Origin of the sequence: Janibacter melonis (assembly GCF_020567375.1) — a bacterium.
GTDB classification, from domain to species: Bacteria; Actinomycetota; Actinomycetes; order Actinomycetales; family Dermatophilaceae; genus Marihabitans; species Marihabitans melonis.
The window spans coordinates 215,594-238,536 of sequence record NZ_JAJBZM010000002.1; the positions used below are offsets into that span (position 1 = coordinate 215,594).

The following is a 22,943-nucleotide window of genomic DNA, read 5'->3' on the forward strand; positions in this document are numbered from 1 at the left end:
CGCACTCATGCCCTGCGGGCCATGCGGGGAGGCGCCGCAGTGACCGTCGCTGCTCTCCTGCTCGTGATCTTCGCGGTCATCACAGCGGTGGGTGACAAGCTCGCGCCGTACGACGCCGGGGCGCAGTCATTGGAGAGCCGGCTGCTAGCGCCCGGAGCGGAGAGCAGCACCGGGAGTCATCTGCTGGGCACGGACGCGCTCGGCCGGGACATGTTCTCGCTGGTTCTGGCCGGCGCTCAGAGCATCGTCGTCCAGGCGACCCTAGGGGTGATGATCGGCGTCGGGGTGGGAACGGTCCTCGGGCTGGTCTGCGGGTACCGCGGCGGTCGACTCGGTGACCTGCTGATCCTCCTGACCAATCTTCAGCTGTCCTTCCCGTTCTTCCTTCTCGCACTCGCCGTCGTCGGCATCCTCGGGGCCAGCTTCTGGCTGGTCGTGGGAGTTGTGGCTCTCGCATCGTGGGTCGAGATCGCTCGAGTCGTCTACGTCGAGACGCGCGAGGTGTGCCAGCTCGAGTACATCCTCGCGGTTCGCGTCATGAGGGGCAGCACGCTCCGAATCATCTTCCGGCATGTGCTCCCCAACGTGCTCTCCTCCATCTTGGTCCTCGGTGCTCTGGCCTTCGGCACCGCCACCGTCATCATCGCGGGCCTCGGATTCATCGGTCTCGCAGCCCCTGCCGCGTCGCCCGGTTGGGGAGAGATGCTCAGCGACGGCCGCGACTACATGGCGTCCGCATGGTGGCTCACCGTCGTACCCGGGGCAGCCATCTTCTTGCTCGTGTTCGCGGTCAACGTCGTCGGAGAAGCAATCCGAGACCGGTTCGATCCGCACGCACGTCCGTGATCCCAGCAACGAACTGAAGGAGCATCACCATGAACAGGTCCACCCGGTTCCGCGCCATGATCGGCGCAGCGCTACTCACAAGTTCTCTGCTCGCCGCTTGCTCCGTCGATGGTGACGAGAACGGGTCTGCAGGCTCTGACTCCATCGACATCGCTCTCAGCGCTGGTATCGACATGCTGGACCCGCAGCGCAGCGCCAACGGACCCGACCTGGCTGTCATGAGCCAGATCTACGAGACCCTCCTCTCCATCGACGCTGAGACGCGCGAGCTCGGCCCGAACCTCGCGACCTCGTACGAGCTCGTCGAGCCCACCAGGTGGCGGTTCGAGCTTCGCGACGACGTCACCTTCACCAACGGCGAGGCGTTCGACGCCGAGGCAGTCAAGTACTCCATCGAACGGATCATCGACCCCGCGACGGTGTCCGTCAGTGCGAGCCAGCTCGACACCGTCAAGAAGGTGGAAGTTGTCGACGACCACACCGTCGACATCGTCACGAAGTCTCCTGACGCGGTTCTCCCACGACGGATGCAACCCATCGGCGGCTCCGGACGTGTCTTCATCGTCCCCCCGAAGTACTTCAGCGAGAGCACACCCGACGAGGTCGCGAACAATCCCGTAGGCACGGGCCCATACAAGATGGAGTCCTGGGACAAGGGTCAATCCATCACTCTGGCGCGCAACGACGACTACTGGGGTGAGCAGCCTGACATCGCCCGGGCGAAGTTCTCGTTCATCACCGAGAACACGACTCGTGTCAACGCGCTTCTGGCGGGCGAGGTCGACCTCATCCAGCGTGTTCCGATCGAAGACGTCGACCGGGTTGGTGACGCCGATGGTGTGCACGTCGAGTCCAGCGAGGACGGCCTGGTCCACACGCTGCTGCTCGACATGCGTTCGGCCCCCTTCGACGACATCAAGGTGAGGCAGGCCTTCGCTCACGCCATCGATGTCCAAGGCTTCGTCGACCAGCTCCTCAAAGGTCACGGGCGCGCGCTTGGCGTCCCCATGAGCCCGACAGTCGCACAGTTCGACGACTCCCTGAGTGCCTACGAGTACGACCCCGCAAAGGCGAAGCGCCTGCTGGCGGAGGCCGGGTACGAGGACGGGCTCCCGTTGGCGACCAAGACCTCTGCGGGTCGATATGTCGCAGACAAGGAGATCTACGACACGATCAACGGTCAGCTCGAAGCGGCTGGCTTCGAGGTCGCGCCCCAGACGGTCGAGTGGGGACGACTGATCAGTCAGATGACGAAGGGGAGTGCGGGTCCCTTCTACATGATCGGCTGGGACTTCGGTGAGGGCGATGCCAGCAAGCAGGACTCGTTCTTGCAGAGCTCGTCGTCGGCGAGCATCGCGAAGCTGCCCGAGTACGACCGCCTCTCCGACGACGCCAGTGCAACCACTGACGAGGACGAGAACCTGCGGCTGTGGCAGGAGGCCCAGAAGAGCGTCCATCGCAGCTACGCCATCGGTGGGATGTGGCAGGCGGACTCGATCTACGGGATGACGGATGCCATCTCGTGGTCCCCGGAGTTCGGCGACAACGTGATCCTCAAGGACATCGAGATCGCGGACTGAGCGTGTGCACGCACAGGTGCAGGGCGCGCGCATGTACGGGATGCCGAGCAAGGAGGAGGGCCTGATGTCGAAGTCTCGAGGCGCGATGCAGGTAGTGAGGAGTTCGAGCCGCGCCCGGTCGACGGGACGCACCCAGGAGGAGACGGCCGTGCGTGACCAGGCGAGAGCCGGCCGGTCCGGTGCACCACTGCTCGACGTCTCGGATCTGTCGGTCGAGTTCGGGACGTCTCGGGGTCCGGTCGCGGCTGTCAACGGATTCGACCTCCGCGTCGATCGGGGCGATTCTGTCGCGATCGTCGGCGAGTCAGGGTCGGGGAAATCCGTGGCGATGAGAGCCGTCTTGGGCCTCTACTCGCAGAGCAGGACGACAAGAGTCGACGGGGAGGTGCTCTTCGACGGCGTCGACCTCCGCTCGGCGTCCCGGAAGACCCTTCGCGGCATCCGAGGAGAACGGCTGGCGTTGATAGCGCAGGATGCGCTGTCATCACTGAATCCGTCGCTCACGGTCGGCTACCAGATCAGCGAGGCGCTGAGGATCCATCGTCGATGGTCGGGACCGGCGTGCCGCAGGCGAGCCGCCGAGCTCCTCGACATGGTGGGGATCCCGTCCGCCTCGGACCGGCTCGGAGATTATCCTCACCAGTTCTCCGGCGGCATGCGACAGCGTGTCCTTATCGCGGCCGGACTCGCGCTGGATCCTGACGTGCTCATCGCTGATGAGCCGACCACGGCCCTCGACGTGACGATCCAGGCGCAGATCCTCCAGCTGCTGCGAGATCTTCGCGCCGAGACCGGCATGGCGCTGGTGATGATCACCCATGACATGGGAGTTGTCGCAGAGACCGCTGACCGTGTCGCGGTCATGTACGCAGGGTCGGTCGTGGAGAGCGGCCGGGTGCGAGATGTCTTCGACTCGCCGCAGCACCCCTACACGACCGGACTTCTCAGGGCGGTGCCGCGTCCGGACCGTCGCCGCGAACGGCTGTCCTCTATCCCAGGTTCGCCCCCGAGTCCGTCGCAGTGGCCGGGTGGCTGTCGTTTCCATCCGCGATGCCCCCATGCGGACGAGGGATGTCGAGTCGGCACGATCAATCTGGAACCTGTGGTGTCGGGGCACAGCACGGCGTGCCGACGGTGGAAGGAGATCGCCTGTGATGAGTGAGTCCACCAGGCCGTCAGCGATCAGCGAGGCACATCCGCCTGTCCTCGAAGCGGAAGATCTGGTGATGTCGTATGTCATCCCGACGGGCGAGAGGCGAGAGGTACGTGCCGTCCGAGGTGTCTCCCTGCGGGTACCCGCAGGGAAGACCGTCGGTGTGGTGGGCGAGTCCGGGTGCGGGAAGTCGACGTTGGCGAGGATGCTCGTCGGGCTCGAGCCTCCGACCTCGGGGACCGTGAAGGTTCGTGGGCAGGTCGCCGAGTCGCTGCCCAGTCGAGAGCGCCACGCGCTGTTGCGACGGGTGCAGATGGTCTTCCAGTCGCCCTTCACCTCGCTGGACCCCCGCATGACGGTGCGTCAGATCATCCGTGAGCCCCTCGACGTCGCCGTCCCGCGCCGGTCCCGTGCCGACCGACGGGCCAGGGTCGATGAGCTGATGGCGGCGGTGGGCCTGGCAGATCATCTGGGTGACCGCCATCCCGTCCAGCTGTCCGGAGGGCAGCAGCAGAGAGTCGGACTGGCGCGAGCACTTGCTGCGGACTCAGAGGTGATCATCTGCGACGAGCCCGTCTCGGCGCTCGACGTATCCATCCAGGCGCAAGTGATCAATCTGCTGAGGGACCTGCAAGACGAGCTGGGCATCGCCTACGTCTTCATCGCACACAACCTCGGTGTTGTGGCGTCGATATCGGACTACGTCGCGGTCATGTACCTGGGCCGGGTCGTCGAGTACGGGTCGACAGACGCCATCTACGACCATCCCAGGCATCCGTATACGAAAGCACTGCTGTCCTCGGCGCCTGTGCCCGAACCAGGTGTCGACTTGGACGAAACCAGGATCGTGCTGGCCGGCGAGCTCCCCTCGCCCGCGAATGTGCCGACGGGCTGCTCGTTCCGAACCCGCTGCTGGAAAGCGCAGGACGTCTGCGCGGCGGTGGACCCCGATCTCGACTCCAGTGACGGCTCGGCCCACGAGGTCGCCTGTCATTTCCCGGAGTGATGACTGACCGGTCCCGTACCACCAGGAATCAACAGGAGAGCAGGAAGATCATGGAAGAGACACACAACATCGCGATCCTTCGGATGCGGTTGCGAGCCGACGACACGCACTACGCGAGCGGTGTCATACCGGCGGCCACTTATCTGGCGTTGATGTCTGACGCGGGGGCGATGCTCGGTCTGCAGCGAGGGGAGACGGCTGGTTACCTGGCTCGCTGGGAGGGGGTGGACTTCACCTCGGTGTGCAGGGTGGGTGACTTCATCGAGGTGCGGGCTGAGACGGTCAAGGTGGGTAACCGATCTCGAAGGGTCAGGGCCCAGGTGCTCAAGCTGATCGCCACATCTTCGGGTGAGCCCGGTCAGACGACCAGTGGTCAGGTGCTCGATCCTCCGGAAGTCGTCGCCAGCGGTGAGTACGTGGGGGTCAAGCCGCGAGCTGACGTCGCCCATGACTGAGACCCCGACAGGGCACGGTGAGGTCGCCGAGCCCGGCGCCTCCACACCAGGGGCCGGCAGGTGAACGTCGCTGTGATCGGCGGCGGGACCATGGGCAGCATGATCGCGTGGCGGCTCGCTGAAAGAGGCGTCTTCGCAACCGTCTTCGAGCAGTTCAGCCCTGGTCACGACCGCTCGGCCGCCGGAGGTGAGAGTCGTGTCTTCCGAATGGCGTATGCAGAGGGAGCGGGCTACACCCCGATCCTTCGGCGAGCGCGCGAGCTGTGGCGCGAGCTCGAGCACATCACGCGCCGGAAGCTCCTGCACGAGGTCGGGATGCTGACCATCACACCGCGTGACTCGGCTGTCCTCGACACCCTCGACGAGGGCATCATGGCTCACGATCTCGACTGCGAGATCTTGGACGGGCGGGAGATCCGACGGCGCTTCCCCCAGCACCGGGTCGCCACCTCGGACGTCGCCGTCCTCGATCACCTGGGTGGCTATCTGAGGCCAGAGCTGGCTGTCGCGACGGCCGCACACCGCGCGGAGATGCTCGGGGCCACGGTTCGGCGGTATGCGCGTGTCGAAGCCGTCGAGCATCGAGGGAGCGACATCGTGGTCGTCGAGGACGGTCACGCTCACCGGTTCGACGCGGCCGTCGTCGCTCCGGGCCCCTGGCTCGCGAGGATGCTTCCTCAGTTCGCGGGCGTGGTTCGAGCGGAGCGCCGGATCGGAGCGTGGTTCGTCCCCAGGTCGCCCGAGCTCTGGTTCGGCCGAGACTGCCCGGTCTTCGCCCGCACGAGTCCTGGAGTCAGCTTCTACGGGATGGCGAGCGTGGACGGGGTGTCGGTGAAGCTGGGCGTCACCAGCGCACGTGAGCCCGCGCTGCCGGATCCAGACCTGCTGGACCGGACGGTCAGCCCCGAGGTGCTCGCGCCATATCGTGAGGTCATATCCGAGCACCTGCCCGACCTTCACCCCGACCCCATCAGGGTAGGTGCGTATCAGGAGTGCTTCACCGACGATCACCATGCGTTGCTCGGCCCCGTCTCAGATAGAGGCAACCTCCTCGTCGCGGGGGGCTTCTCTGGCCACGGCTTCAAGATGGCGCCGGCTGTCGGTGATGTCGTCGCCGACCTGCTCACCTCAGGGGCGCCGTCCCTCGACGTCTCCGCGCTACGGACGGGACGCTTCCGGCCTTGACCCGGTCTGTCGGCGACTCAGCGGTCCCTGGGTGCGGCGAACCCCATCACCCCTCGCATGCCCGGGGAGCGCTCCCCATGGTGGACCCGGTCGGGCGGTCCTAGGGTCGCGGCACGACGCGGTCGAGCGCCCCTCTCCTCCCGGCAGGCGAGAGGAGGCGGGCGCCGGTAGCGTCGCTCGAGACCGGTCCGGACGGGCCGGGCGCAGACGCGAGGGAGCGGTCGAGATGGGCAGGTCACGGGCGGCGACGCACGAGACGCCGTACAGCCAGGTCATCATCAGCGCTGTCCTCGCCGGGGCGGTGGCGCTCGTCGTCTCGATCGTCACCCTCGTCGGGCGCGGCGAGACGATGGTCGACGCCATGGCCACGGGGATGGCCGCCGGGGCCGGTGCCTTCGCGATCAGCGCCGTGCTGCTCCTCGCGATGTACCAGCTGCTCTCCTACGTCCGCCAGCGCTGACCTGACCCGAGCCGGTCCGACCGGTCGGCGGCGAGGCCCCCTTTGAATCAGGTCGCGGCCACCTCGCGGCGCGGCTGAGAGGGTGCGGTCGCGGGCGGGTCCACGGTGATGTCGGCGACCTCGACGAGCGAGGGCAGGTCGTGGTGGCCGTCGACGACCTCGCCTCGAGCCCACCACATGCGCAACCCGCGTCCCTCCACCTCGAGCGTGGCGAGGTTGTTGTCGAACCACGGGCCCTCGACGTAGCCCCAGCGCAGCGGTGCCGGGGGCACCCCGATCGCCAGCGACGCGGCCCGGCCGATGGGTGCGGCGACCCGTCGGGAGAGGAAGGCGGTGCCGACCCGGACGCCGCGCGGGAGGGGGTTGCGGATCGGCGAGCAGACGGCCTGCAGCAGGCGGCTGCGCAGGGCGGGGGCACCCTCGCGCTCCCGGGCACGGGTCGAGAAGGCCTCGGCGACGTAGCTGTGGTGGACGTCGCCGGACAGGAAGGTCACCGTGCCCGGCGCCTCGCCGCGCTGACCCGCGGCGACCTCGATGACCATGTCGGACACCCGGCGGAAGCCCTCCTGGAAGGCCGCCCAGTGCTCCATGTCGACAGCCCGTCGCAGCCGCTCGCCGACCCGGCCGGCCCGCCGGCCCCACCGCCCCGAGGCCAGGGCCTCGTTGAAGGCCTCGAGGTGGTGCAGCCCGGAGGCGAGGAAGAAGGGCAACGAGGTGCCGATGAGCAGGTGGTCGACGTCGCCGCGCAGGCGCTCGTCGAGCCAGGCCAGCTCGCTGTCGTCGACGATCGAGCGACGCTCGGGCTGCAGGACGCGCGCCGCGCGCGAGTCCACGACGACGAGGCGGGCCTGGGTGCCGAAGGTGCGCGAGTAGCTGTAGCGGTAGGCCGTCGGGTCGCCCTGGACGCGCTCGGACAGGCCGTCGAGGACGTCCGTGAGGTCGAGCTCGTCGGGTCCGTCGTGCCGCACGACGTGCTGCCACACGGGGTCGACGTCGCGCTCCTCGCGACCGAGGTTGCCCAGGTGCTGGTAGACCCAGTACGAGGTCAGCCCGGAGACGATCCGCTCGTGCCACCACGACGTCGCCTGCATGTCGCGCAGCCACGACAACGAGGTGTTCCAGTCGTCGCGCACGTCGTGGTCGTCGAAGATCATCGCGCTCGGCAGGGTCGACAGCAGCCACCGCGTCGCCGGGTCGCTCCACGCGAGCCGGTAGAGGTGGGCGTACTCCTCGTAGTCCTTGAGCTCCGTGCCCGGCGGCTCCTCGAGCGAGCGGCGGGAGGCGATGAACTCGCGCATCTGCGGCGAGGTCTCGTCGGCGTAGACCTGGTCGCCGAGGAAGAGCACGAGGTCCGGCCAGCGGATCTCGCCCTCCTCGGGGTCGTCGGTGGAGCGGGCGACCCCCGCCATCCGCAGCCCGTAGGCGCGCAGCGCGTCGATGCCGTGGGTGGAGTTGCCCTCCTCGTCGTGCGGCACGCTCGTGCGGCACGAGCCGAAGGCCATCCGCAGCGGCGTCTCGGGGTCGATCGTCGGCAGGACGGGGGCGGGGTAGGGCGAGTCGGCCAGCGGCCACACGACGGTGTCGTCGAGGCTGAGCTCGTAGGGCGTCGGCTCGCCGACCGGCAGCCCGTCGACGACGACGAGGGCGTAGTGGTGGCCGTGGACGGCGAAGGTGGGGGCGCTCGCCTCGACGTCGCCGGCCCGGACGGTGACGCGGGTGTGGACGTCGGTCTCGACCCAGACGGCGACGGAGGTCGCCTCGGCGCAGCGGACGAGCGGGCCGAGTACGAGTTCAGGCATGGTCTCACTCTGGCACGGCGCGGGGTCCCCCCTTCGCCCCGCGTCCGACCTGTCGAGGGCTGGTGGCGAAGGGGTGGCCGCGTGCGGCCGCCCGGAGGACGATGGGGGCATGTGCCGAAACATCCGACAGCTGCACAACTTCGAGCCCCCGGCCACGTCCGAGGAGGTGCGGGCCGCGGCGCTGCAGTACGTGCGCAAGATCAGCGGCGCGAGCAAGCCGTCGCGGGCCAACGAGGAGGCCTTCGCCCAGGCCGTGCAGGAGGTGGCCGTCGCCACCCAGCACCTGCTCGACCACCTCACGACGAGCGCGGCCCCGAAGGACCGCGAGGTCGAGGCGGCCAAGGCCCGGGAGCGGGCTCGCACGCGGTACGCGACCACCGGCTGAGCCCCTCGACGGGCGGTGCGGTCCACGGCGGGTGTGGATGGTCGCCGCGGACACCTGACTTTGTGCTGTGCACATGGTGTGGGTGACGCGCGGCCCGCTCCTGCGGGGGATGTCAGGCTGTGTCGAGGGTCGACGGATCTCGTCCTCCACAGCGTTGTCCACCGCCTGTGCACAACGTCGTGGCGTGTCCTCCACAGCCCGTCCCCAGGTCGGTCCACAGGCGCATTAGGGGGTTGTCCCCGGCCGGTGCGACAGTGGGCAGATCATGGATGGAGGACGCAGTTGAGCAGTGACCTGGAGTCGATGTTCGCCTCGATGCCCGACGCCGAGCTGTCCTCCGGGGCGCCCGGCGGGGGCCAGCGGGCTGCTGGGTTCCTCGACCGCACCCCGCCGCAGGACCTCGTCGCCGAGCAGTCCGTCATCGGCGGCATGCTGCTCAGCAAGGACGCCATCGCCGACGTCATCGAGACGGTGCGCAGCCCCGACTTCTACAAGCCGGCGCACGAGTCGATCTACGACGCGATCATCGACCTCTACAGCCGCGGCGAGCCGGCCGACGCGATCACCGTCGCCGACGAGCTGAGCAAGCGCGGCGACCTCCAGCGCGTCGGCGGCCAGGCCTACATCCACGACCTCATCCAGTCGGTGCCGACGGCGGCGAACGCCGGCTTCTACGCCCAGATCGTCGCCGAGCGGGCCGTGCTGCGCCGTCTCGTCGACGCGGGCACCCGCATCGCGCAGATGGGCTACGCCCAGGGCGGCGGCGACGTCGAGGAGATCGTCAACGCCGCTCAGGCCGAGGTGTACGGCGTCGCGGAGAAGCGCGGTGGCGAGGACTACGTGCCGCTGTGGAACACGCTCAACGAGACGATGGCCGAGATCGAGGTCGCGGCCGGTCGTACCGACGAGCTCATCGGCGTGCCGACCGGCTTCACCGAGCTCGACGAGCTCACCCACGGCCTCCACCCCGGCCAGATGATCGTCCTCGCGGCCCGACCGGCCGTCGGCAAGTCGACGATGGGCATGGACATCGCCCGGGCCGCCGCGATCCACCACAAGATGGCCACCGCCGTCTTCTCGCTCGAGATGAGCCGCACCGAGATCACCATGCGCATCCTCTCGGCCGAGGCGGCGATCCAGCTGCAGTCGCTGCGCCGTGGTCGCCTGCGCGACGAGGAGTGGGCCAAGCTCAGCCGCGTCATGGGCAAGATCAGCGACAGCCCGCTCTACATCGACGACAGCCCCAACCTCGCGCTCATGGAGATCCGGGCCAAGGCGCGCCGGATGAAGCAGCAGCACAACCTGCGGCTCATCGTCATCGACTACCTCCAGCTGATGACGAGCGGCAAGAAGGTCGAGTCGCGCCAGCAGGAGGTCTCGGAGTTCTCCCGAGCGCTCAAGCTGCTCGCCAAGGAGCTCGAGGTCCCGGTCATCGCGATCAGCCAGCTCAACCGTGGCCCGGAGCAGCGCACCGACAAGCGCCCCGCGATGAGCGACCTGCGTGAGTCCGGCTCGATCGAGCAGGACGCCGACCTCGTCATCCTCCTGCACCGCGACCGCGACCCCAGCTCCGAGCGCGAGGGCGAGGCCGACGTCATCGTCGCCAAGCACCGCAACGGCCCCACCGCCGACATCGTCCTGGGCTTCCAGGGCCACTACGCCCGCTTCTCCAACCTCGAGAAGGACTCGGGCTTCTAGCCCGGGGCGCCCGAGAGGTCGACCCGGCGGCTCGACATACTGCTCGCGTGTCTGGCGCGCAGCAGGTCCTCGACGAGCTCGTCCGTGCGGTGCACGAGGAGGTCTTCGGTGCGCACGCCGTGCACGTGCTCGTCGGCGAGGACTCGGCGGTGCACCACTGGTCACCGGACGTGCGCCGCGACATCCACTCGGTCGCGAAGGGCGTGTGCGTCCTCGCCGCGGGGATGGCCGACGACGAGGGGGTCTTCGAGGTCGACGCCCCGGTGCGCCGCTACCTCCCCGAGCTCCGCGACGACGAGCTCGGCGCGGGGGTCGACGAGGTCACGACCCGCCACCTGCTGAGCATGACGAGCGGGATCGACCTGCCGTGGACCCCGACGTGGATGACCGACTGGCCCGATCTCGCCCACGAGTACCTGTCACGCCCGTCAGCAGGCCGGGTCTTCCAATACTCCACGGCGAGCACGTACACGGCGATGCGTGCGCTCGCCGGGGCCGTCGGCGACGTGCAGGCCTGGCTGACCCCACGGCTCTTCAAGCCGCTCGGCATCGAGGACCCGGTGTGGGTGCGCTGCCCGAAGGGGGCGATCGCCGCGGCCGACGGGCTGCTGCTCACCGTCGACGAGCTCGCCCGCATCGGCCGGCTGATCCGCGACGACGGGCTGTGGCAGGGGTGCCGGCTCGTCGCGCCGCGGTGGCCGGGGGCGATGCGCTCCGACTGGGTCGAGCGCGACGCCTCGCCGGCGTACTCGCGCTACTCGCTCGCCGGGTGGGGCGGCCCGGGCGACGCGTGGCGCCTGCACGGCGCCTACGGCCAGATGCTCATCTTCCGCGGTGACGCCGTCATCACGGTGACCGCCGACGACCACGCCGGCGCTGACCCCTTCGCCGAGCGCGTCGTCGAGGTGCTCTCCGCCTGACCGACGGCGGGTCAGCCCAGGCGAGCGGCGGACGTGTCCGCGACGACGACGCCGCGGTTGCCCTCCTGGTCGGCGACGACGGTCAGGCCGGGCGACTGGCTGTCGTCGACGACCGTGCCCCCGGCGGCCACCGCGGCGTCGACCCGGGCCTGGACCACCTCGGGGGCGACGTAGACCTCGACATGCACGCGCTGCGCCGGGGCTCCCCCTTCGTCGAGGTCGCCGAACCACAGGTTGGGCACCCGCACCGTGGCGTCGCGGATCTCGTCGCCGGGGGTGCCCCGGCCCTGGGCCCCGGGGTCACCGGTGAGCAGGGCAGCCCACACCGGGGCGACGACGTCGGAGGCGGCGACGTCGAGACCGAGCTCGACCTCGCTCACCGCGGTGGGATCGGCGCACAGGTCCTGCTCGGCGGCCAGGCGCTCGATCACTCGGGCGAGGTCGACGTCCTGCTGGGTCACCCACTCGACGACGAGCTCGCTGCCGTCGTCCTCGTCGCGGTAGACCGCATCGGTCGTGACGAGCTCGAGGTCGACGTGCCCGGCGCCGATCTGCACCCGGGGGTGGTGGCCCACGGCGTCGCCGGCCTCGCCGATGGCGGTGACGAGCCTCGCGGCGGCAGCGAAGTCCGCCGCGAGGTATCGGGCATGCAGCCCCTGCGCGAGCTTGCGCCAGTCGGTGAGTGCGGCCTCGGCGATCTGCTCGCCCCTGAGCATGTCCATGCCCGCGAACCTAGACCCGCCGTGGCGTCGGCGCAGCGTGTGGCGTCAGGCGGGCGGGGCGACGGTGACGTCCCCGCGCCCGGACCGCTCGAGCGCCTCGGCGACGAAGCCGCCGGCCTTGAGCTCCTCGACGACCCCGCTCAGCCAGTCGACAGTCTCGGGGCGGCGGCCCTTCGTCGTGCCGACCGCCTGCTGGATCTGCATGAAGCGCTCGGGCACCAGACGCGTCTGCGGGTGCGCCTCGACGAAGGCGGTCAACGGCTGGCGGATGCCGGCGGCGACGTCGAGCTCCTCGTCGACGAAGGCCTGCACGCCGTCCTCGCCGCGCACGAGCGTCGCGTGCTCGATCGTGCGGGTGAGGTAGAGGTCGTAGGCCGAGCCCTTCTTGACCCCGATGCGCACCCCGGGCCGGTCGACGTCCGCGGGGGTGGTGACGGGGGAGTCGACGGGGACGGCGAAGACCCCTTCGATGACGACGTAGGGCGCGGTGAAGGCGACCTCGTCCGCCCGGGCGGGCTCGACGGCCATGAAGCAGATGTCGGCAGCGTCGCTCGTCAGCGCCTCGAAGGACTTGCGGGCGGCGTCGAAGCAGACCAGCTCGACGGGCAGGTCGAGACGGGCGCCGATCTCGCGGGCGATGTCGACGGTGACCCCGCTCGGGTCCGTCGCCGTGCCCTGCGCGAGCACCGGGTTGCCGAGGTTGATCGAGGCGCGCAGGACGCCGGTCGGTGCGAGGTCGCTGGCCACGTCGGAGGTCATGGCGCGAGCGTAGCCAGGGTCAGCCGGGCCATCTCGTGCAGCGTGCGACCGAGCGCGCGCGCGTCGACCTCGCTCGTCGCGACGAGTGACTCGTAGCCCGCGACGAGCAGCTCGACGCGGCGCACCTGCTCCTCGAGGGCGACGGCGGTGCCGGCCCGCCCGGCCGCCCGCTCGGTCTCGAGCGCGGCGACGAGCCGTGCCCGGCGGCCGGTCTCCTCCGCCTCGAGCACCTCGGCCAGCCCGGGGACGTCCGCCAGGGTCGACACCTCGCGCACGAAGGCACGCACGACCGGGTCGGCGGCCTCGGCGACGACCTCGTCGAGGAACGCTCGCAGGTCCGGTGCGGCGGGCTGGTCCTCGCCCCGGTCGAGCAGGGCGAGCAGGAGGTCGGCCTTCGTCGGGAAGTAGTGGAAGAAAGTGCCGCTCGACACCCCCGCCCGCCGGCAAATCTCGCGGGTCGTGGCGTGCCGGTAGCCCCGGTCGCCGATCGTCGTCAGGCCGGCCCGCAGGATCGCCTCGCGCATCACCCCGGGGGCGCCTCGGGCTGTGCGAGGGGTGGGTCGGTCAGGGGTCACGAGACCCACACTAGAGCAGATGGCGTGATCTGCTCTAGTGTGTCGACTGCCGAGGACGAAGGGGGACGACGTGACCACCACCCGTGCCGACCGGGCCACCCGCCCGGTGGTCTCCCTGCCCGTGCTCGTGGGCGGGCTGCTCCTCGCCTACCTGCCCACCTACCTGCCGGCTCTCGCCCGGGTCGTCGGTCTCGAGGTCCCCCTGCCCGGCCCCTCGCGGGTGCTCGCGTGGAACTGGCTCGCGGTCGCCGCCCTCCTGCTCTACGTCGTGCGTGTCGAGCGTCTCGACCTCGCCTCCCTTCGCCTCGTGCGCCCCACCGAGCAGGACCTGTCGTGGGCGGGCTACCTCGGCGGCGCCGCCCTCGCGTGGCAGTGGGTCGCGTCGCTCCTGCTGCCCGCAGATCAGGCCGCGAGCGCCGAGGGCGAGCTCGTGCGGCTCGGCGTCGGGCTCTCCGTGGCCCTCGTCGTCACCGTGGCGATCACCGAGGAGGTGCTGTGGCGCGGCTACGTCGTCGAGCGGCTCGGCGCGCGGGTCGACCCGCGCCTGGCGGCGGCGGTCAGTCTCGCGGTCTTCGCCCTCCCGCACGTCGTCCACTTCGGCCCGACGTGGCTCGTCACGGGCCTGCCCGGCGCCGCGGCCCTGTACGCCCTCCTGCTGTGGCGGCGCACGCTGTGGGCGTGCGTGCTGTGTCATGCGGTCCTCGACGTCCCGGTCGTCGTGCTCGCCGTCGCCCAGGCCTGAGACCAGGCGAAGGGGGTCAGCGCAGGGTGGTCGTCATGAAGACGCTGTGCGGGTCCTCGACGTAGGAGGCGAAGGGGGCGCACTCGACGAACCCGGCCCGGCGGTAGAGCGCCCGGGCCGGCGCGAAGAAGTCGGCGCTGCCCGTCTCGAGCGAGACCCGCCCGACCCCGCGCTCCCGTGCGTCGTCGAGCGCGTGCCCGAGAAGGAGGCGGCCGATCCCTGACCCGCGGCGGTGCGGGGCGGTGCGCATGCTCTTCAGCTCGTCGTGCCCGAGGGCGAGCTCGGCGAGGGCGATCGTGCCGACGACGTCGCCGCCGTCCTGCGCGACCCACATGCGCACCCCGGGTCCGCGCAGCCCGTCGACGTCGAGGGCGTGCCGGCTCTCGGGCGGCGCGGTCGGGGCGAGGTCGTCGAGGTGCTCCTGGAGGAAGGTGAGCAGGCGGACGTCGTCGAGGTCGGCGCGGGTGATGACGGGCACGGGACCATCCAACACGGGCGGGCGGTCCGACCCGAGGTCGACCTGGACCGACGGGCAGAGGCCACCACCCGTCGTAGGGTCGCGAGATGGCGCACAGGAGCGAGTACCGCGTCGGCGAGGTCGAGATCTCTGTGGTGCGCCGAGGAGAGCCCGGCGACCTCCCTTCGCTCGTCCTGCTGCCCGGCACCGGGCTCACGGCGCAGGACTGGGGCGTCGTGGCCGATGACCTCGCCGGCGACCGGGTCGTCCACGCGGTCGACCTGCGCGGCCACGGTCGCAGCAGCTGGCCCGGCCGCTACTCGGTCGACCTCATGGCGCAGGACGTGCGCAGGCTCCTGCCCGCTCTCGGTGCGCCCGTCGACCTCGTCGGGCACTCGCTCGGGGGCCTCGTCGCCTGCCGGGTCGCTGCCGGCGACCCCGCCCTCGTGCGCCGGCTCGTCCTCGAGGACGTCGGTCTGCTGCGACCCCGCGAGCCGGCGACCCCGCAGCGCCCGGAGGGTGAGCTGGACCTCGACTGGCGGGTCGTCGAGCAAGTCCGCCCTGAGATCGACTCGCCCGCCGCGCACTGGCCGGCCACCGTCGCCGCGATCACCGCGCCGACTCTCGTCGTCGCGGGCGGCGCGACGAGCTTCGTCCCCCAGGACAGCATCATCGATCTCGTCGAGCTGCTGTCCGACGGCCGGGTCATGACGATCGACGCCGGTCACGAGGTCCACGCCGCCCGGCCCGCCGACTTCGTGAGCACGCTCCGCGCCTTCCTCGCGGGTCTAGCCTGACCTGCATGAGCTACGTCGTCGACTTCTCGGACGTCTCCACGGTCGGCCTGGAGTCCTCGCCGGTCGCCGACGCTCTCGCCGGGCTGAGGGCCAACGAGGCCCGGTACTTCTCGACGAAGTTCGGCCACACCTTCGTCACCGTGCCCGCCGCGCAGGCCCCGGAGGTCCTCGCCTGGGTCACCGAGCTGCTCGCACTGCGCGACGTCGTCGTCTCCTCGCCCGCCCTCGAGGTGAGCGACCTCGAGGTCGAGGGCATCCGCTGGGCTCACGTCTTCTACGAGAGCGGGCTCGCGGTGAACGCCCTGTGGACGCTGGCCGGGGGCGGCAAGCGCGCCGTCGGCCTCAAGCTCTCCGACGGGATGGAGGTGCCGGATGAGCTCGGCGCCTTCAAGTTCGCCCGTCAGCGCTCGAAGCTCGCCGGCACGATCCGCGGCTCGTACTTCGTCGTCAAGGGCGAGCACCCGCCGCCCCCGCTGGGCGCCTGGACGCACCCGCCGATGACGTAGACGGTCACGGCTGGCGGCGGTGCAGCCGCCAGGCCGCGGCGTCGTCGAGCGAGCCCTCGGCGACACGGGTGAGGACGAGGCGGTCGTGCAGCCGGTCTCGGCGCCCGCCCCACAGCTCGACCTCGTCGCACCGGATGCGGTACCCGCCCCAGAAGTCCGGGACCGGCACGTCGTCGCGGCTGCCCGTGTCGGGCCACCGTGCCGCCGCCTCGTCGTAGGCGCGCTGCAGCTCGGCGCGCGAGGCGGCGGGCTGCGACTGGTGCGAGGCCCACGCGGAGATGCGCGACCCCCAGGGGCGGCTGGTGAAGTAGTCCTCGACGAGGTCGCGCTCGAGCAGCTCGGCCCGGCCGCGGAAGCGGATCGCGCGGAACATCGCCGGCCAGACGAGGGAGGCGGCGACCTGCGGGTTGGCGGCGAGGTGCACCCCCTTCGTCGACGTCGTCCCGGTGTAGAAGCCCGGTCCGCGCTCGTCGAGGACGCGCATGAGCACGGTGCGCACGTCGGGCATGCCGTCGGCGTCGACCGTCGCGACGGACAGCGCGTGCGGCTCGGGGACGTCGGGCTGGGCCCGAGAGCGCTCGACGGCCTCGTCGACCCAGCGGCGCACCTGCTGCAACGGGGTCGGGGCGAGCTCGTCCTCGCTGATGCCGGTGCCGGTGTAGTCGGTGCGCGTGACGTCGTCCACCCGCCGACCCTATGCCGCGGGTGGGGCGCCGCGGGGTGACCGCGCGTCGGACTGCACCTGGACCTCACGGAGCGCTGGTAGCCCCGGCATCTCGTCCCCGTCGTCGCGAGGCGCCGTCCGACACGCAGGTCGGGACGGCGACCGCGCCGAGATGCGGGTGCTGCACGCGGCCGCAGAGCTGCCGCCGGGCAGGGCTCAGCCCGCCTCGTCCCCCGGGTCGACGACGTGGGGGTCGCCGATCGTCACGTCCTCGACGTGCACGTGGTGCACGACGACGGGCACGTCACCGGCGCCGAGCAGCCGCTCGAGCGAGCCCGCCATGACCACCCGTGCCTCGTCCGCGAGGTCGACGAGGGACGAGCCGTACTGGACGAGCAGGTCGAGGCGCACCGCCGCGAGGTAGCCGTCGGGGGAGATGTCGTAGTCGATCTGCTGCACGGCGGCGCCGGCGAGCGCGGTGTCGACGTCGGCGCGCATCGTCGCGGTGATGGCGGTCGTCGAGACCTGCAGCTCGTCGTCGTGGCGCGAGCGTGCCAGGCGCGCGCGCCGGGGGGCTGCCATGGCCCGGCGGAGGACGGCATCGGCGATCTCAACCGCCCGGCGCGGTGGCGGGGCGGAGCGCAGCTGCTCGGTGGCCCGGCGCAGGTCCTCGGCGCCGAGCTGGGCGGCCCGCTCGGCGGCCTCGTCGGGTGCCCCGTCGTCGGGGTGCGGGAGGGTCATCTCCACTGCTCCATCCTGATCGCGAGGGTGCGCCGGGCTCGGTGCAGCTGACCGCGCACGGACCCGGGTGTCGTGTCGAGGACCTGGGCGATCTCGTCGTACGACAGGCCCTCAAGCTCGTACAGCTGCCAGCTGGCTCGCTGCCTCCACGGTAGTTCGCCCAGCGCGACGGTCAACGTCTGCCACAGCTCGCCGGCCATCGCGGAGCGCTCCGGGTCGCCCTGCGCCGAGGGCTCGCCGTCGATCCCACGACGCCGCTGGGCGAGGGGCTCGAGGATCTCGTCGTCGACGGCGAGGGGACGTCTCCGGCGTCGTGCGTCGTACGCCTGCCGGGTGACGACCGAGAAGAGCCAGGTCTGCACCGCGGAGTCGCCCCGGAAGTCCGGCAGCGCGCGCCACACCTTGATCCACGCCTCCTGGGCGACGTCCTCGGCGAGCTGCTCGTCGTGGTCGAGCATCCGCAGCGCGAAGCGGTAGGTCCGCACGAAGTGCCGGGCGAAGAGCTCCTCGAAGGCCGCTCTGTCCCCGAGGCCAGCCCGCCGGGCGAGCGCGCGGTCGGTGCTCGCCGCGGTGTCGGGGGTGGTCACGGGCTCAACGTCCCGCGCCGGCGAGCGGGGGCCGTGCAGGCGCGGATGTGATGCGCGTCACATCGGCGCGATATCGCGTGAGGATCGGCGTGCTCGACCCGTCCAACTCTCACGAACGCATCACCGAGTTACGAACGGATGGGACAGATGACCGACACGACCACGACCAGCAAGAGCGTCGCCACGAGCGAGACGTCCAGCGCCCTCGTCAGCGAGCAGGGCCGCACGACGATCGCCGACACCGTGGTGTCGAAGATCGCCGGTATCGCCGCCCGTGAGGTGGCCGGGGTCTACGACCTCGGTGGGAGCACCGCCCGCGCCGTCGGCGCGCTGCGCGAGCGCATCCCCGGCAGCAGCACCAACCACGGCCAGGGCGTCACGGTCGAGGTCGGCGAGCGCCAGGCCGCCGTCGACATCCAGCTCATCGCCGAGTACGGCGTCTCGATCGCCGACCTCGCGACTGGGATCCGGCGCAACGTCGTCGACTCGATCGAGCGGATGACCGGTCTCGAGGTGACCGAGGTCAACGTCGAGGTCCAGGACGTCCACCTCGAGTCGGAGTCGGCCGAGCCGGCCGCCGACGAGGAGCCGCGAGTCCGGTGACCGCACCGGCGGAGTCGGCGGCAGACCGGGTGGCCGCTGCGGTCCTCGCGGTCCCGGGGGTCACCGGTCTGCACGCCGGCTCGTGGGGCGAGGTGGGCACCTACCTGCCCGGCCGCCGCGTCGACGGCGTGCGCCTGCGTGACGACAGCACGGACGTGCACATCACCGTCGCCATGGGCAGCGTCGTCGCCGACGTGGCCCGGGCCGTGCGAGCGGCCGTCGCCGATCTCGTCACGACACCGGTCGCCGTGGTCGTCGAGGACGTCACCTCGCCGACCCGGGACCCCGGGGGGAGCGTCGGGCCGTGAGCCCGGCGAAGGGGGCGCAGTGGCGGCGCGACCGACGCGCCGCCCTGCGTGCCCACCACCCCGACCTCGGGGGTGACGCGGACTCCCTTCGCGCCGCCCTCGCCGAGGTCGACCGCCGGCACACCCCGGCACCCGCGCCACGCAGCCGCCGGCGTCGGGCCCGGCTGCTCGTGCGGGCCCTGCGCGGACGACTCCCGCGCGGCTGGCCCGGAGCCCGTCGCTACCTCGACCTCTGACCGCACCTCTGACCAGCACGAAGAGCAGGAGCTCACCATGACCACCTCCACCGTCGGTCTCATCGCCGGACTGCTGCTGGCGATCGCCTTCGCCGCGGGCGGCCTCGTCGGCCTGCTCGTCGCCGTCATCCTCGGTGCCGCGGGCTATCTCGTCGGCGGTCACGTCGACGGCGAGATCGATCTCGCCGCGCTGCGAGGCCGTCGTGGCCGCGGCTGACCCCACGGCACGGCGCGAGCTGCCCCCGGTCGACGAGCGCGGACGCACCGTCGTCGCCGACGCCGTCGTGCGCCGGATCGCCACGATCGCCGCCCGCGAGGTCGACGACGTCGTCGTCGAGCGCACGGGCCTGGACCGGATCACCGGTCGCGGGCTGCCGCACGCCGACGTCGTCGTCGCCGGGCAGACCTCTCGGGTCAGCGTCGAGGTCGCCACCCGCTGGCCGGCGCCCCTGAGCACCGTGACCGCTGCTGTGCAGGACCACGTGCGCGAGCGCGTCTCGACCCTCACGGGCATGACGGTCACCGCCGTCGACGTGCGTGTCTCCTCCGTCTCCTACGGGCGCACCGCGCGCCGCCGCGTCGAATGACCGCCCGCGCCCCAGCCCCGCACGAGAACCCCCAGACGAGGAAGGAGAGCTCCGTGCCCCCTCAGACCATGCCCCCTCAGACCGCGCCCACTCACGCCGGACCCGGGCACGCCCGACCCGGGCAGGACGTCATGCGCGCCGCCAAGGCGCCTGTCGGCCGGGGCAGCCTGCCCCTCGTCGCCGGTCTCGTCGCTCTCGGGCTCGTGGCGCTCGGCGCCCTCGCGATCCACGACGCGCTGGCCGTGAGCGGCGCCGTCGGCCGCGACCCCGTGACCACCGGCGTCGTCGACGCCCTCGACGGGCTGGCCCACGACGCCCCCGTCGTGCTCGGCGCCGGCATCGCCGCCGTCGTCCTCGGCCTGCTCCTGCTGCCCGTCGCGCTGGGCCGCCGGCCCCGCACGAGCGTCGACCTCGACGCCGCCACGGGGGTGCACCTGCGCACCGGCGACCTCGAGCGCGTCGTCGCCGGCGCGGTCGAGGGCACCGACAGCGTCACCGACGTCTCGGTGCGCGCCACCCGGCGCAAGGTCGCGGTCCACGTCACCTCGCTCGCCCCGCGTGCGCAGCGCGACGAGGTCGTCCGGCGCACCCGGGAGCGGGTCGACCCCGTGCTCGCCGCCCTGGCCTCACCCCCGCGCACGTCCGTCACCGTCCGGCACGAGGAGCTCCGATGACCAGCCGTCGCACCGCCGTCTGGGACCGCACCGGCACGCTCGTGCTCTCCCTCGTGCTCCTCGTGAGCGGCGCAGCCCTCGTGTGGTGGTGGAGCGGCCGCAGCCCGGCCGCCGACACCCTCTCGACGCGCTCGGCCACGGAGCTCACCCAGGCGTCGTGGTGGCCGGCCGCGCTCGGGGCAGCCGGGGTGCTCCTCGTGCTCCTCGGCCTGGCCTGGCTGCTCGCCCACCTGCACCGCTCGACCGTCGACCGCCTCCACGTGAGCGGCAGCGGGCCGCAGGGTCGCCTCGACGCCGCGGCCGGCGAGGTCGTCGGTGCCGCCGCGGACGCCTTCGCCGACACCATCGGCGTACGCCGGGCGAGCGGCTCGCTCGTGCGAGACCGGGGGCAGCTCGTCGCGAGCATCACGGCCACGGTCGAGCGCGAGTGCGACCTCGCCGCCCTGGCGCAGCATGCCGACCTCGTGTCGGCACAGCTCCACGACGTGCTCGGCCGCGACGACATCCGCTGCCGGGTCCAGCTGAAGGTCGCCCGTCTGGGCGCCCGGATGCCGCGGGCTCTCTAGGACCCGCACCTCACCGCACCACCCACCACAGGAAGGACACCACCATGGGGATCGCAGACAAGGCCAAGAACGCTGCCGAGGAGGCCGTCGGCAAGGCCAAGGAGGTCGTCGGCGACGTGACGAACGACGACGAGCTCAAGGCCGAGGGCCAGGCCGAGCAGGCCAAGGCCGAGGTCAAGCAGACCGGCGAGGACGTCAAGGACGTCTTCAAGGGCTGATCGGCCCCGAGCCCCCCGGGCTCGCACGCGACACGGGCCTCGGTGGTCGTCAGGTGACGGCCGCCGGGGCCTCGTCGTGCCCGAGGGGATCAGGCGCCGCGCGGCGCGTACATGATGAGCCCGACCCCGACGAGGCACACGAGCGCGCCCGCGACGTCGAAGCGGTCGGGGCGGAAGCCGTCGACGACCATGCCCCACAGCAGCGACCCGGCGACGAAGATGCCGCCGTAGGCCGCGAGCACCCGCCCGAAGCTCGCGTCCGGCTGCAGCGTCGCGACGAGCCCGTAGAGACCGAGCGCGACGAACCCGGCGCCGACCCACAGCAGCCCGCGGTGCTCGCGGATGCCCTGCCAGACGAGCCAGGCGCCGCCGATCTCGGCGATCGCGGCGAGGACGAAGAGCAGGATCGAGCGCGCGACGGTCATGGGCCCATCCTCCCGGGGTCGAGGTGTCTCGGCGTGCCAGGGCTCGCGCGATCACCTCGACCCGGGTGGGACGAAGAGGGGTCAGCCCTCCGCGTCCTCCTCGCCCTCGCCCTCGGGCTGGTCGCCACGGGGACCTGCGGCGAAGGGGGCGGCCTGGGCCACGAGCTGCTCGCCGCGCTCGTAGTCGTCGTCGGCGTTGTAGGTGAGGACGCCGACGAGGGTGCCCTCGCGGCCGTACCAGACGGTCAGCCCACCGGGACGCTCCACGGCCTCGAGCTCGTCGTGGCCGTCGCCCCACGCGGCGTACTTGAGCCAGTGCTCGCCGATCTGGCTCCAGAAGCCGGGGACCGAGTCCCACGTCGCGTCCTGGCCCGCGGCGCCGGCACCCGCCACCGACCCCATCGTCTCGGCGTCGAACCAGTGCTCGACGGGGATCGGCCGGCCGGCGGTCGCGTTGTGCGCGCGGGCGGCGTCACCTGCGGCGAAGACCCCCTCCTCCGCCCGGAGGTGCTCGTCGACGACGACCCGGCCCTCGTGCAGCTGCAGACCGCTGCCCTCGAGCCAGCTCGTCGAGGGCTCGACGCCGACGGCGAGGAGGACGAGATCGGGCTCGATCGTCGTGCCGTCGTCGAGGTGCACGGTGCGCGGGGCGCGGATGCCGCTGATCTGGACCCCGCCGCGCAGCGTGATGCCGTGCCCGACGAGCAGGTCCTCGACGAGCGCGCCCGCGCGCTCGCCGAGCCGGTCGGCCTGGGGCGTCGCCTCGCTGGAGACGACGGTGACGTCGAGACCGCGCAGGGCGAGGGAGACGGCAGCCTCGCAGCCGATGAAGCCCGACCCGACGACGAGCGCGGTGCGGGCGTGACCGGCCGACTCGGCGAGCCGCTCGAGGTCGGCGTAGGTGCGCAGCACGCGCACCTCCGCGTCGGCGTCCACCCCGTCGAGGACCCGGGGGTGCGCGCCGGGCGCGAGCACGAGCGAGGCGAAGGGGATCTCCTCGCCCCCGGCCCGCACGGCACGGGCGTCGAGATCGACGGCGTCGACGGTCGTGCCGAGACGGATCTCGACCCCGTCGAGCCCGTCGGCCGAGGCGTTGGGGGTGAGCTCGGGCTCCCCGCCGCGCAGCGACTCCTTGCTCAGCGGAGGACGCTCGTAGGGCGGGTGCTCGTCGGCGGTGAGGAGCAGCACCGGCCCCTCGCCGTCGGCCTCGAGGTAGGACGCAGCGGCGGCGACCCCCGCCGGTCCGCTGCCGATGACGATGAGTCCGTAGGTGGTCATGAGCCCACTGT

31 protein-coding genes are annotated in these 22,943 nt (G+C 71.5%); 21 read left to right on the forward strand and 10 right to left on the reverse strand.

What is annotated here, in order from left to right; translation table 11 throughout:
• Nucleotides 1-39: 39 nt before the first annotated feature.
• The 7 genes from LIV55_RS07080 to LIV55_RS07110 all read left to right on the forward strand — a co-directional run bounded on the left by LIV55_RS07080 (nucleotide 40) and on the right by LIV55_RS07110 (nucleotide 6,685).
• Nucleotides 40-846, forward strand: a complete 807-nt coding sequence (locus LIV55_RS07080) for an ABC transporter permease (RefSeq protein WP_229299741.1) — start codon at nucleotides 40-42, stop codon at nucleotides 844-846.
• A 29-nt stretch (nucleotides 847-875) separates the two neighbouring features.
• Nucleotides 876-2,426 carry an ABC transporter substrate-binding protein gene (locus tag LIV55_RS07085; protein WP_229299742.1) on the forward strand — a complete coding sequence of 517 codons (1,551 nt, stop codon included), beginning with the start codon at nucleotides 876-878 and terminating at the stop codon, nucleotides 2,424-2,426.
• A gap of 31 nt (nucleotides 2,427-2,457) precedes the next feature.
• Complete coding sequence (locus LIV55_RS07090) at nucleotides 2,458-3,588, forward strand: ABC transporter ATP-binding protein (protein ID WP_229299743.1); 1,131 nt, start codon at nucleotides 2,458-2,460, stop codon at nucleotides 3,586-3,588.
• Complete coding sequence (locus tag LIV55_RS07095) at nucleotides 3,581-4,585, forward strand: ABC transporter ATP-binding protein (RefSeq protein ID WP_229299744.1); 1,005 nt, start codon at nucleotides 3,581-3,583, stop codon at nucleotides 4,583-4,585. Before LIV55_RS07090 ends, LIV55_RS07095 begins: the two co-directional genes overlap by 8 nt.
• A gap of 50 nt (nucleotides 4,586-4,635) precedes the next feature.
• Nucleotides 4,636-5,040 carry a hotdog fold domain-containing protein gene (locus LIV55_RS07100; protein WP_229299745.1) on the forward strand — a complete coding sequence of 135 codons (405 nt, stop codon included), beginning with the start codon at nucleotides 4,636-4,638 and terminating at the stop codon, nucleotides 5,038-5,040.
• 60 nt (nucleotides 5,041-5,100) lie between these two features.
• The gene (gene solA / locus LIV55_RS07105; protein ID WP_229299746.1) at nucleotides 5,101-6,225 is read left to right on the forward strand and encodes an N-methyl-L-tryptophan oxidase; all 1,125 of its coding nucleotides are present in this window, start codon (nucleotides 5,101-5,103) and stop codon (nucleotides 6,223-6,225) included.
• A 226-nt stretch (nucleotides 6,226-6,451) separates the two neighbouring features.
• On the forward strand, nucleotides 6,452-6,685 hold the full coding sequence (locus LIV55_RS07110; protein WP_229299747.1) for a hypothetical protein: 234 nt from the start codon (nucleotides 6,452-6,454) through the stop codon (nucleotides 6,683-6,685).
• Nucleotides 6,686-6,732: 47 nt separating this feature from the next.
• On the opposite strand, the gene LIV55_RS07115 is transcribed toward LIV55_RS07110, so the two are convergent.
• Nucleotides 6,733-8,484 (reverse strand): alkaline phosphatase D family protein, encoded by a 1,752-nt coding sequence (locus LIV55_RS07115; RefSeq protein ID WP_229299748.1) that lies wholly within the window; start codon nucleotides 8,482-8,484, stop codon nucleotides 6,733-6,735.
• Nucleotides 8,485-8,593: 109 nt separating this feature from the next.
• Between LIV55_RS07115 and LIV55_RS07120 the strand changes: the two genes are divergently transcribed.
• The 3 genes from LIV55_RS07120 to LIV55_RS07130 all read left to right on the forward strand — a co-directional run bounded on the left by LIV55_RS07120 (nucleotide 8,594) and on the right by LIV55_RS07130 (nucleotide 11,487).
• Nucleotides 8,594-8,869: a DUF2277 domain-containing protein gene (locus tag LIV55_RS07120; RefSeq protein WP_229299749.1), complete on the forward strand. Its 276-nt coding sequence runs from the start codon at nucleotides 8,594-8,596 to the stop codon at nucleotides 8,867-8,869.
• Nucleotides 8,870-9,184: 315 nt separating this feature from the next.
• The gene (dnaB, locus tag LIV55_RS07125) at nucleotides 9,185-10,567 is read left to right on the forward strand and encodes a replicative DNA helicase (protein ID WP_068272272.1); all 1,383 of its coding nucleotides are present in this window, start codon (nucleotides 9,185-9,187) and stop codon (nucleotides 10,565-10,567) included.
• 47 nt (nucleotides 10,568-10,614) lie between these two features.
• Nucleotides 10,615-11,487 (forward strand): serine hydrolase domain-containing protein, encoded by an 873-nt coding sequence (locus tag LIV55_RS07130; RefSeq protein WP_229299750.1) that lies wholly within the window; start codon nucleotides 10,615-10,617, stop codon nucleotides 11,485-11,487.
• Nucleotides 11,488-11,498: 11 nt separating this feature from the next.
• Here the strand turns inward: LIV55_RS07130 and LIV55_RS07135 are convergent, their stop codons facing one another.
• From LIV55_RS07135 to LIV55_RS07145, 3 genes are read right to left on the reverse strand one after another with little or no spacing between them, the layout of a single operon-like run.
• A complete protein-coding gene (locus tag LIV55_RS07135; protein ID WP_229299751.1) occupies nucleotides 11,499-12,209 on the reverse strand; it encodes a 4a-hydroxytetrahydrobiopterin dehydratase in 711 nt (236 codons plus the stop codon).
• A 45-nt stretch (nucleotides 12,210-12,254) separates the two neighbouring features.
• Nucleotides 12,255-12,968 (reverse strand): transporter substrate-binding domain-containing protein, encoded by a 714-nt coding sequence (locus LIV55_RS07140; protein ID WP_229299752.1) that lies wholly within the window; start codon nucleotides 12,966-12,968, stop codon nucleotides 12,255-12,257.
• Nucleotides 12,965-13,543 carry a TetR/AcrR family transcriptional regulator gene (locus tag LIV55_RS07145; protein WP_229299753.1) on the reverse strand — a complete coding sequence of 193 codons (579 nt, stop codon included), beginning with the start codon at nucleotides 13,541-13,543 and terminating at the stop codon, nucleotides 12,965-12,967. Before LIV55_RS07145 ends, LIV55_RS07140 begins: the two co-directional genes overlap by 4 nt.
• 70 nt (nucleotides 13,544-13,613) lie before the next feature.
• On the opposite strand from LIV55_RS07145, the gene LIV55_RS17130 reads away from it, so the two are divergent.
• Nucleotides 13,614-14,285 (forward strand): CPBP family intramembrane glutamic endopeptidase, encoded by a 672-nt coding sequence (locus LIV55_RS17130; protein ID WP_229299754.1) that lies wholly within the window; start codon nucleotides 13,614-13,616, stop codon nucleotides 14,283-14,285.
• Between the two features lie 16 nt (nucleotides 14,286-14,301).
• Here LIV55_RS17130 and LIV55_RS07155 read toward each other — a convergent pair whose 3' ends face one another.
• Complete coding sequence (locus LIV55_RS07155; RefSeq protein WP_229299755.1) at nucleotides 14,302-14,763, reverse strand: GNAT family N-acetyltransferase; 462 nt, start codon at nucleotides 14,761-14,763, stop codon at nucleotides 14,302-14,304.
• Between the two features lie 86 nt (nucleotides 14,764-14,849).
• On the opposite strand from LIV55_RS07155, the gene LIV55_RS07160 reads away from it, so the two are divergent.
• Nucleotides 14,850-15,539, forward strand: a complete 690-nt coding sequence (locus LIV55_RS07160; RefSeq protein WP_229299756.1) for an alpha/beta fold hydrolase — start codon at nucleotides 14,850-14,852, stop codon at nucleotides 15,537-15,539.
• Nucleotides 15,540-15,544: 5 nt separating this feature from the next.
• A complete protein-coding gene (locus tag LIV55_RS07165; RefSeq protein ID WP_229299757.1) occupies nucleotides 15,545-16,045 on the forward strand; it encodes a DUF8821 family protein in 501 nt (166 codons plus the stop codon).
• Between the two features lie 4 nt (nucleotides 16,046-16,049).
• Here LIV55_RS07165 and pdxH read toward each other — a convergent pair whose 3' ends face one another.
• The 3 genes from pdxH to LIV55_RS07180 form a co-directional block, all read right to left on the reverse strand.
• Nucleotides 16,050-16,730, reverse strand: coding sequence for a pyridoxamine 5'-phosphate oxidase (gene pdxH / locus LIV55_RS07170; RefSeq protein ID WP_229299758.1), 681 nt, complete (start codon nucleotides 16,728-16,730; stop codon nucleotides 16,050-16,052).
• A gap of 195 nt (nucleotides 16,731-16,925) precedes the next feature.
• Nucleotides 16,926-17,450, reverse strand: a complete 525-nt coding sequence (locus LIV55_RS07175) for a hypothetical protein (protein WP_229299759.1) — start codon at nucleotides 17,448-17,450, stop codon at nucleotides 16,926-16,928.
• Entirely contained in the window at nucleotides 17,447-18,037 is a 591-nt protein-coding gene (locus LIV55_RS07180; protein ID WP_068270647.1) for an RNA polymerase sigma factor, read from the reverse strand. The genes LIV55_RS07175 and LIV55_RS07180 overlap by 4 nt, the downstream gene beginning before the upstream one ends.
• A gap of 147 nt (nucleotides 18,038-18,184) precedes the next feature.
• Here LIV55_RS07180 and LIV55_RS07185 point away from each other — a divergent pair, with 147 nt between their 5' ends.
• From LIV55_RS07185 to LIV55_RS07220, 8 genes are read left to right on the forward strand one after another with little or no spacing between them, the layout of a single operon-like run.
• Nucleotides 18,185-18,640, forward strand: coding sequence for an Asp23/Gls24 family envelope stress response protein (locus tag LIV55_RS07185; RefSeq protein WP_068270642.1), 456 nt, complete (start codon nucleotides 18,185-18,187; stop codon nucleotides 18,638-18,640).
• Entirely contained in the window at nucleotides 18,637-18,948 is a 312-nt protein-coding gene (locus LIV55_RS07190; protein ID WP_201468033.1) for a hypothetical protein, read from the forward strand. The genes LIV55_RS07185 and LIV55_RS07190 overlap by 4 nt, the downstream gene beginning before the upstream one ends.
• Nucleotides 18,945-19,184, forward strand: coding sequence for a hypothetical protein (locus tag LIV55_RS07195; protein WP_229299760.1), 240 nt, complete (start codon nucleotides 18,945-18,947; stop codon nucleotides 19,182-19,184). The genes LIV55_RS07190 and LIV55_RS07195 overlap by 4 nt, the downstream gene beginning before the upstream one ends.
• A gap of 37 nt (nucleotides 19,185-19,221) precedes the next feature.
• Complete coding sequence (locus LIV55_RS07200) at nucleotides 19,222-19,401, forward strand: hypothetical protein (protein WP_068270635.1); 180 nt, start codon at nucleotides 19,222-19,224, stop codon at nucleotides 19,399-19,401.
• Nucleotides 19,388-19,771, forward strand: a complete 384-nt coding sequence (locus LIV55_RS07205; protein ID WP_201468031.1) for an Asp23/Gls24 family envelope stress response protein — start codon at nucleotides 19,388-19,390, stop codon at nucleotides 19,769-19,771. The genes LIV55_RS07200 and LIV55_RS07205 overlap by 14 nt, the downstream gene beginning before the upstream one ends.
• A 53-nt stretch (nucleotides 19,772-19,824) precedes the next feature.
• Entirely contained in the window at nucleotides 19,825-20,445 is a 621-nt protein-coding gene (locus LIV55_RS07210; RefSeq protein ID WP_229299761.1) for an Asp23/Gls24 family envelope stress response protein, read from the forward strand.
• Entirely contained in the window at nucleotides 20,442-21,011 is a 570-nt protein-coding gene (locus tag LIV55_RS07215; protein WP_229299762.1) for a hypothetical protein, read from the forward strand. Before LIV55_RS07210 ends, LIV55_RS07215 begins: the two co-directional genes overlap by 4 nt.
• Before the next feature lie 44 nt (nucleotides 21,012-21,055).
• Entirely contained in the window at nucleotides 21,056-21,229 is a 174-nt protein-coding gene (locus tag LIV55_RS07220; RefSeq protein ID WP_229299763.1) for a CsbD family protein, read from the forward strand.
• A gap of 89 nt (nucleotides 21,230-21,318) precedes the next feature.
• Here LIV55_RS07220 and LIV55_RS07225 read toward each other — a convergent pair whose 3' ends face one another.
• Complete coding sequence (locus LIV55_RS07225; RefSeq protein ID WP_229299764.1) at nucleotides 21,319-21,654, reverse strand: YnfA family protein; 336 nt, start codon at nucleotides 21,652-21,654, stop codon at nucleotides 21,319-21,321.
• An 81-nt stretch (nucleotides 21,655-21,735) separates the two neighbouring features.
• Complete coding sequence (locus LIV55_RS07230) at nucleotides 21,736-22,932, reverse strand: NAD(P)/FAD-dependent oxidoreductase (protein WP_229299765.1); 1,197 nt, start codon at nucleotides 22,930-22,932, stop codon at nucleotides 21,736-21,738.
• Between the last annotated feature and the right edge of the window lie 11 nt (nucleotides 22,933-22,943).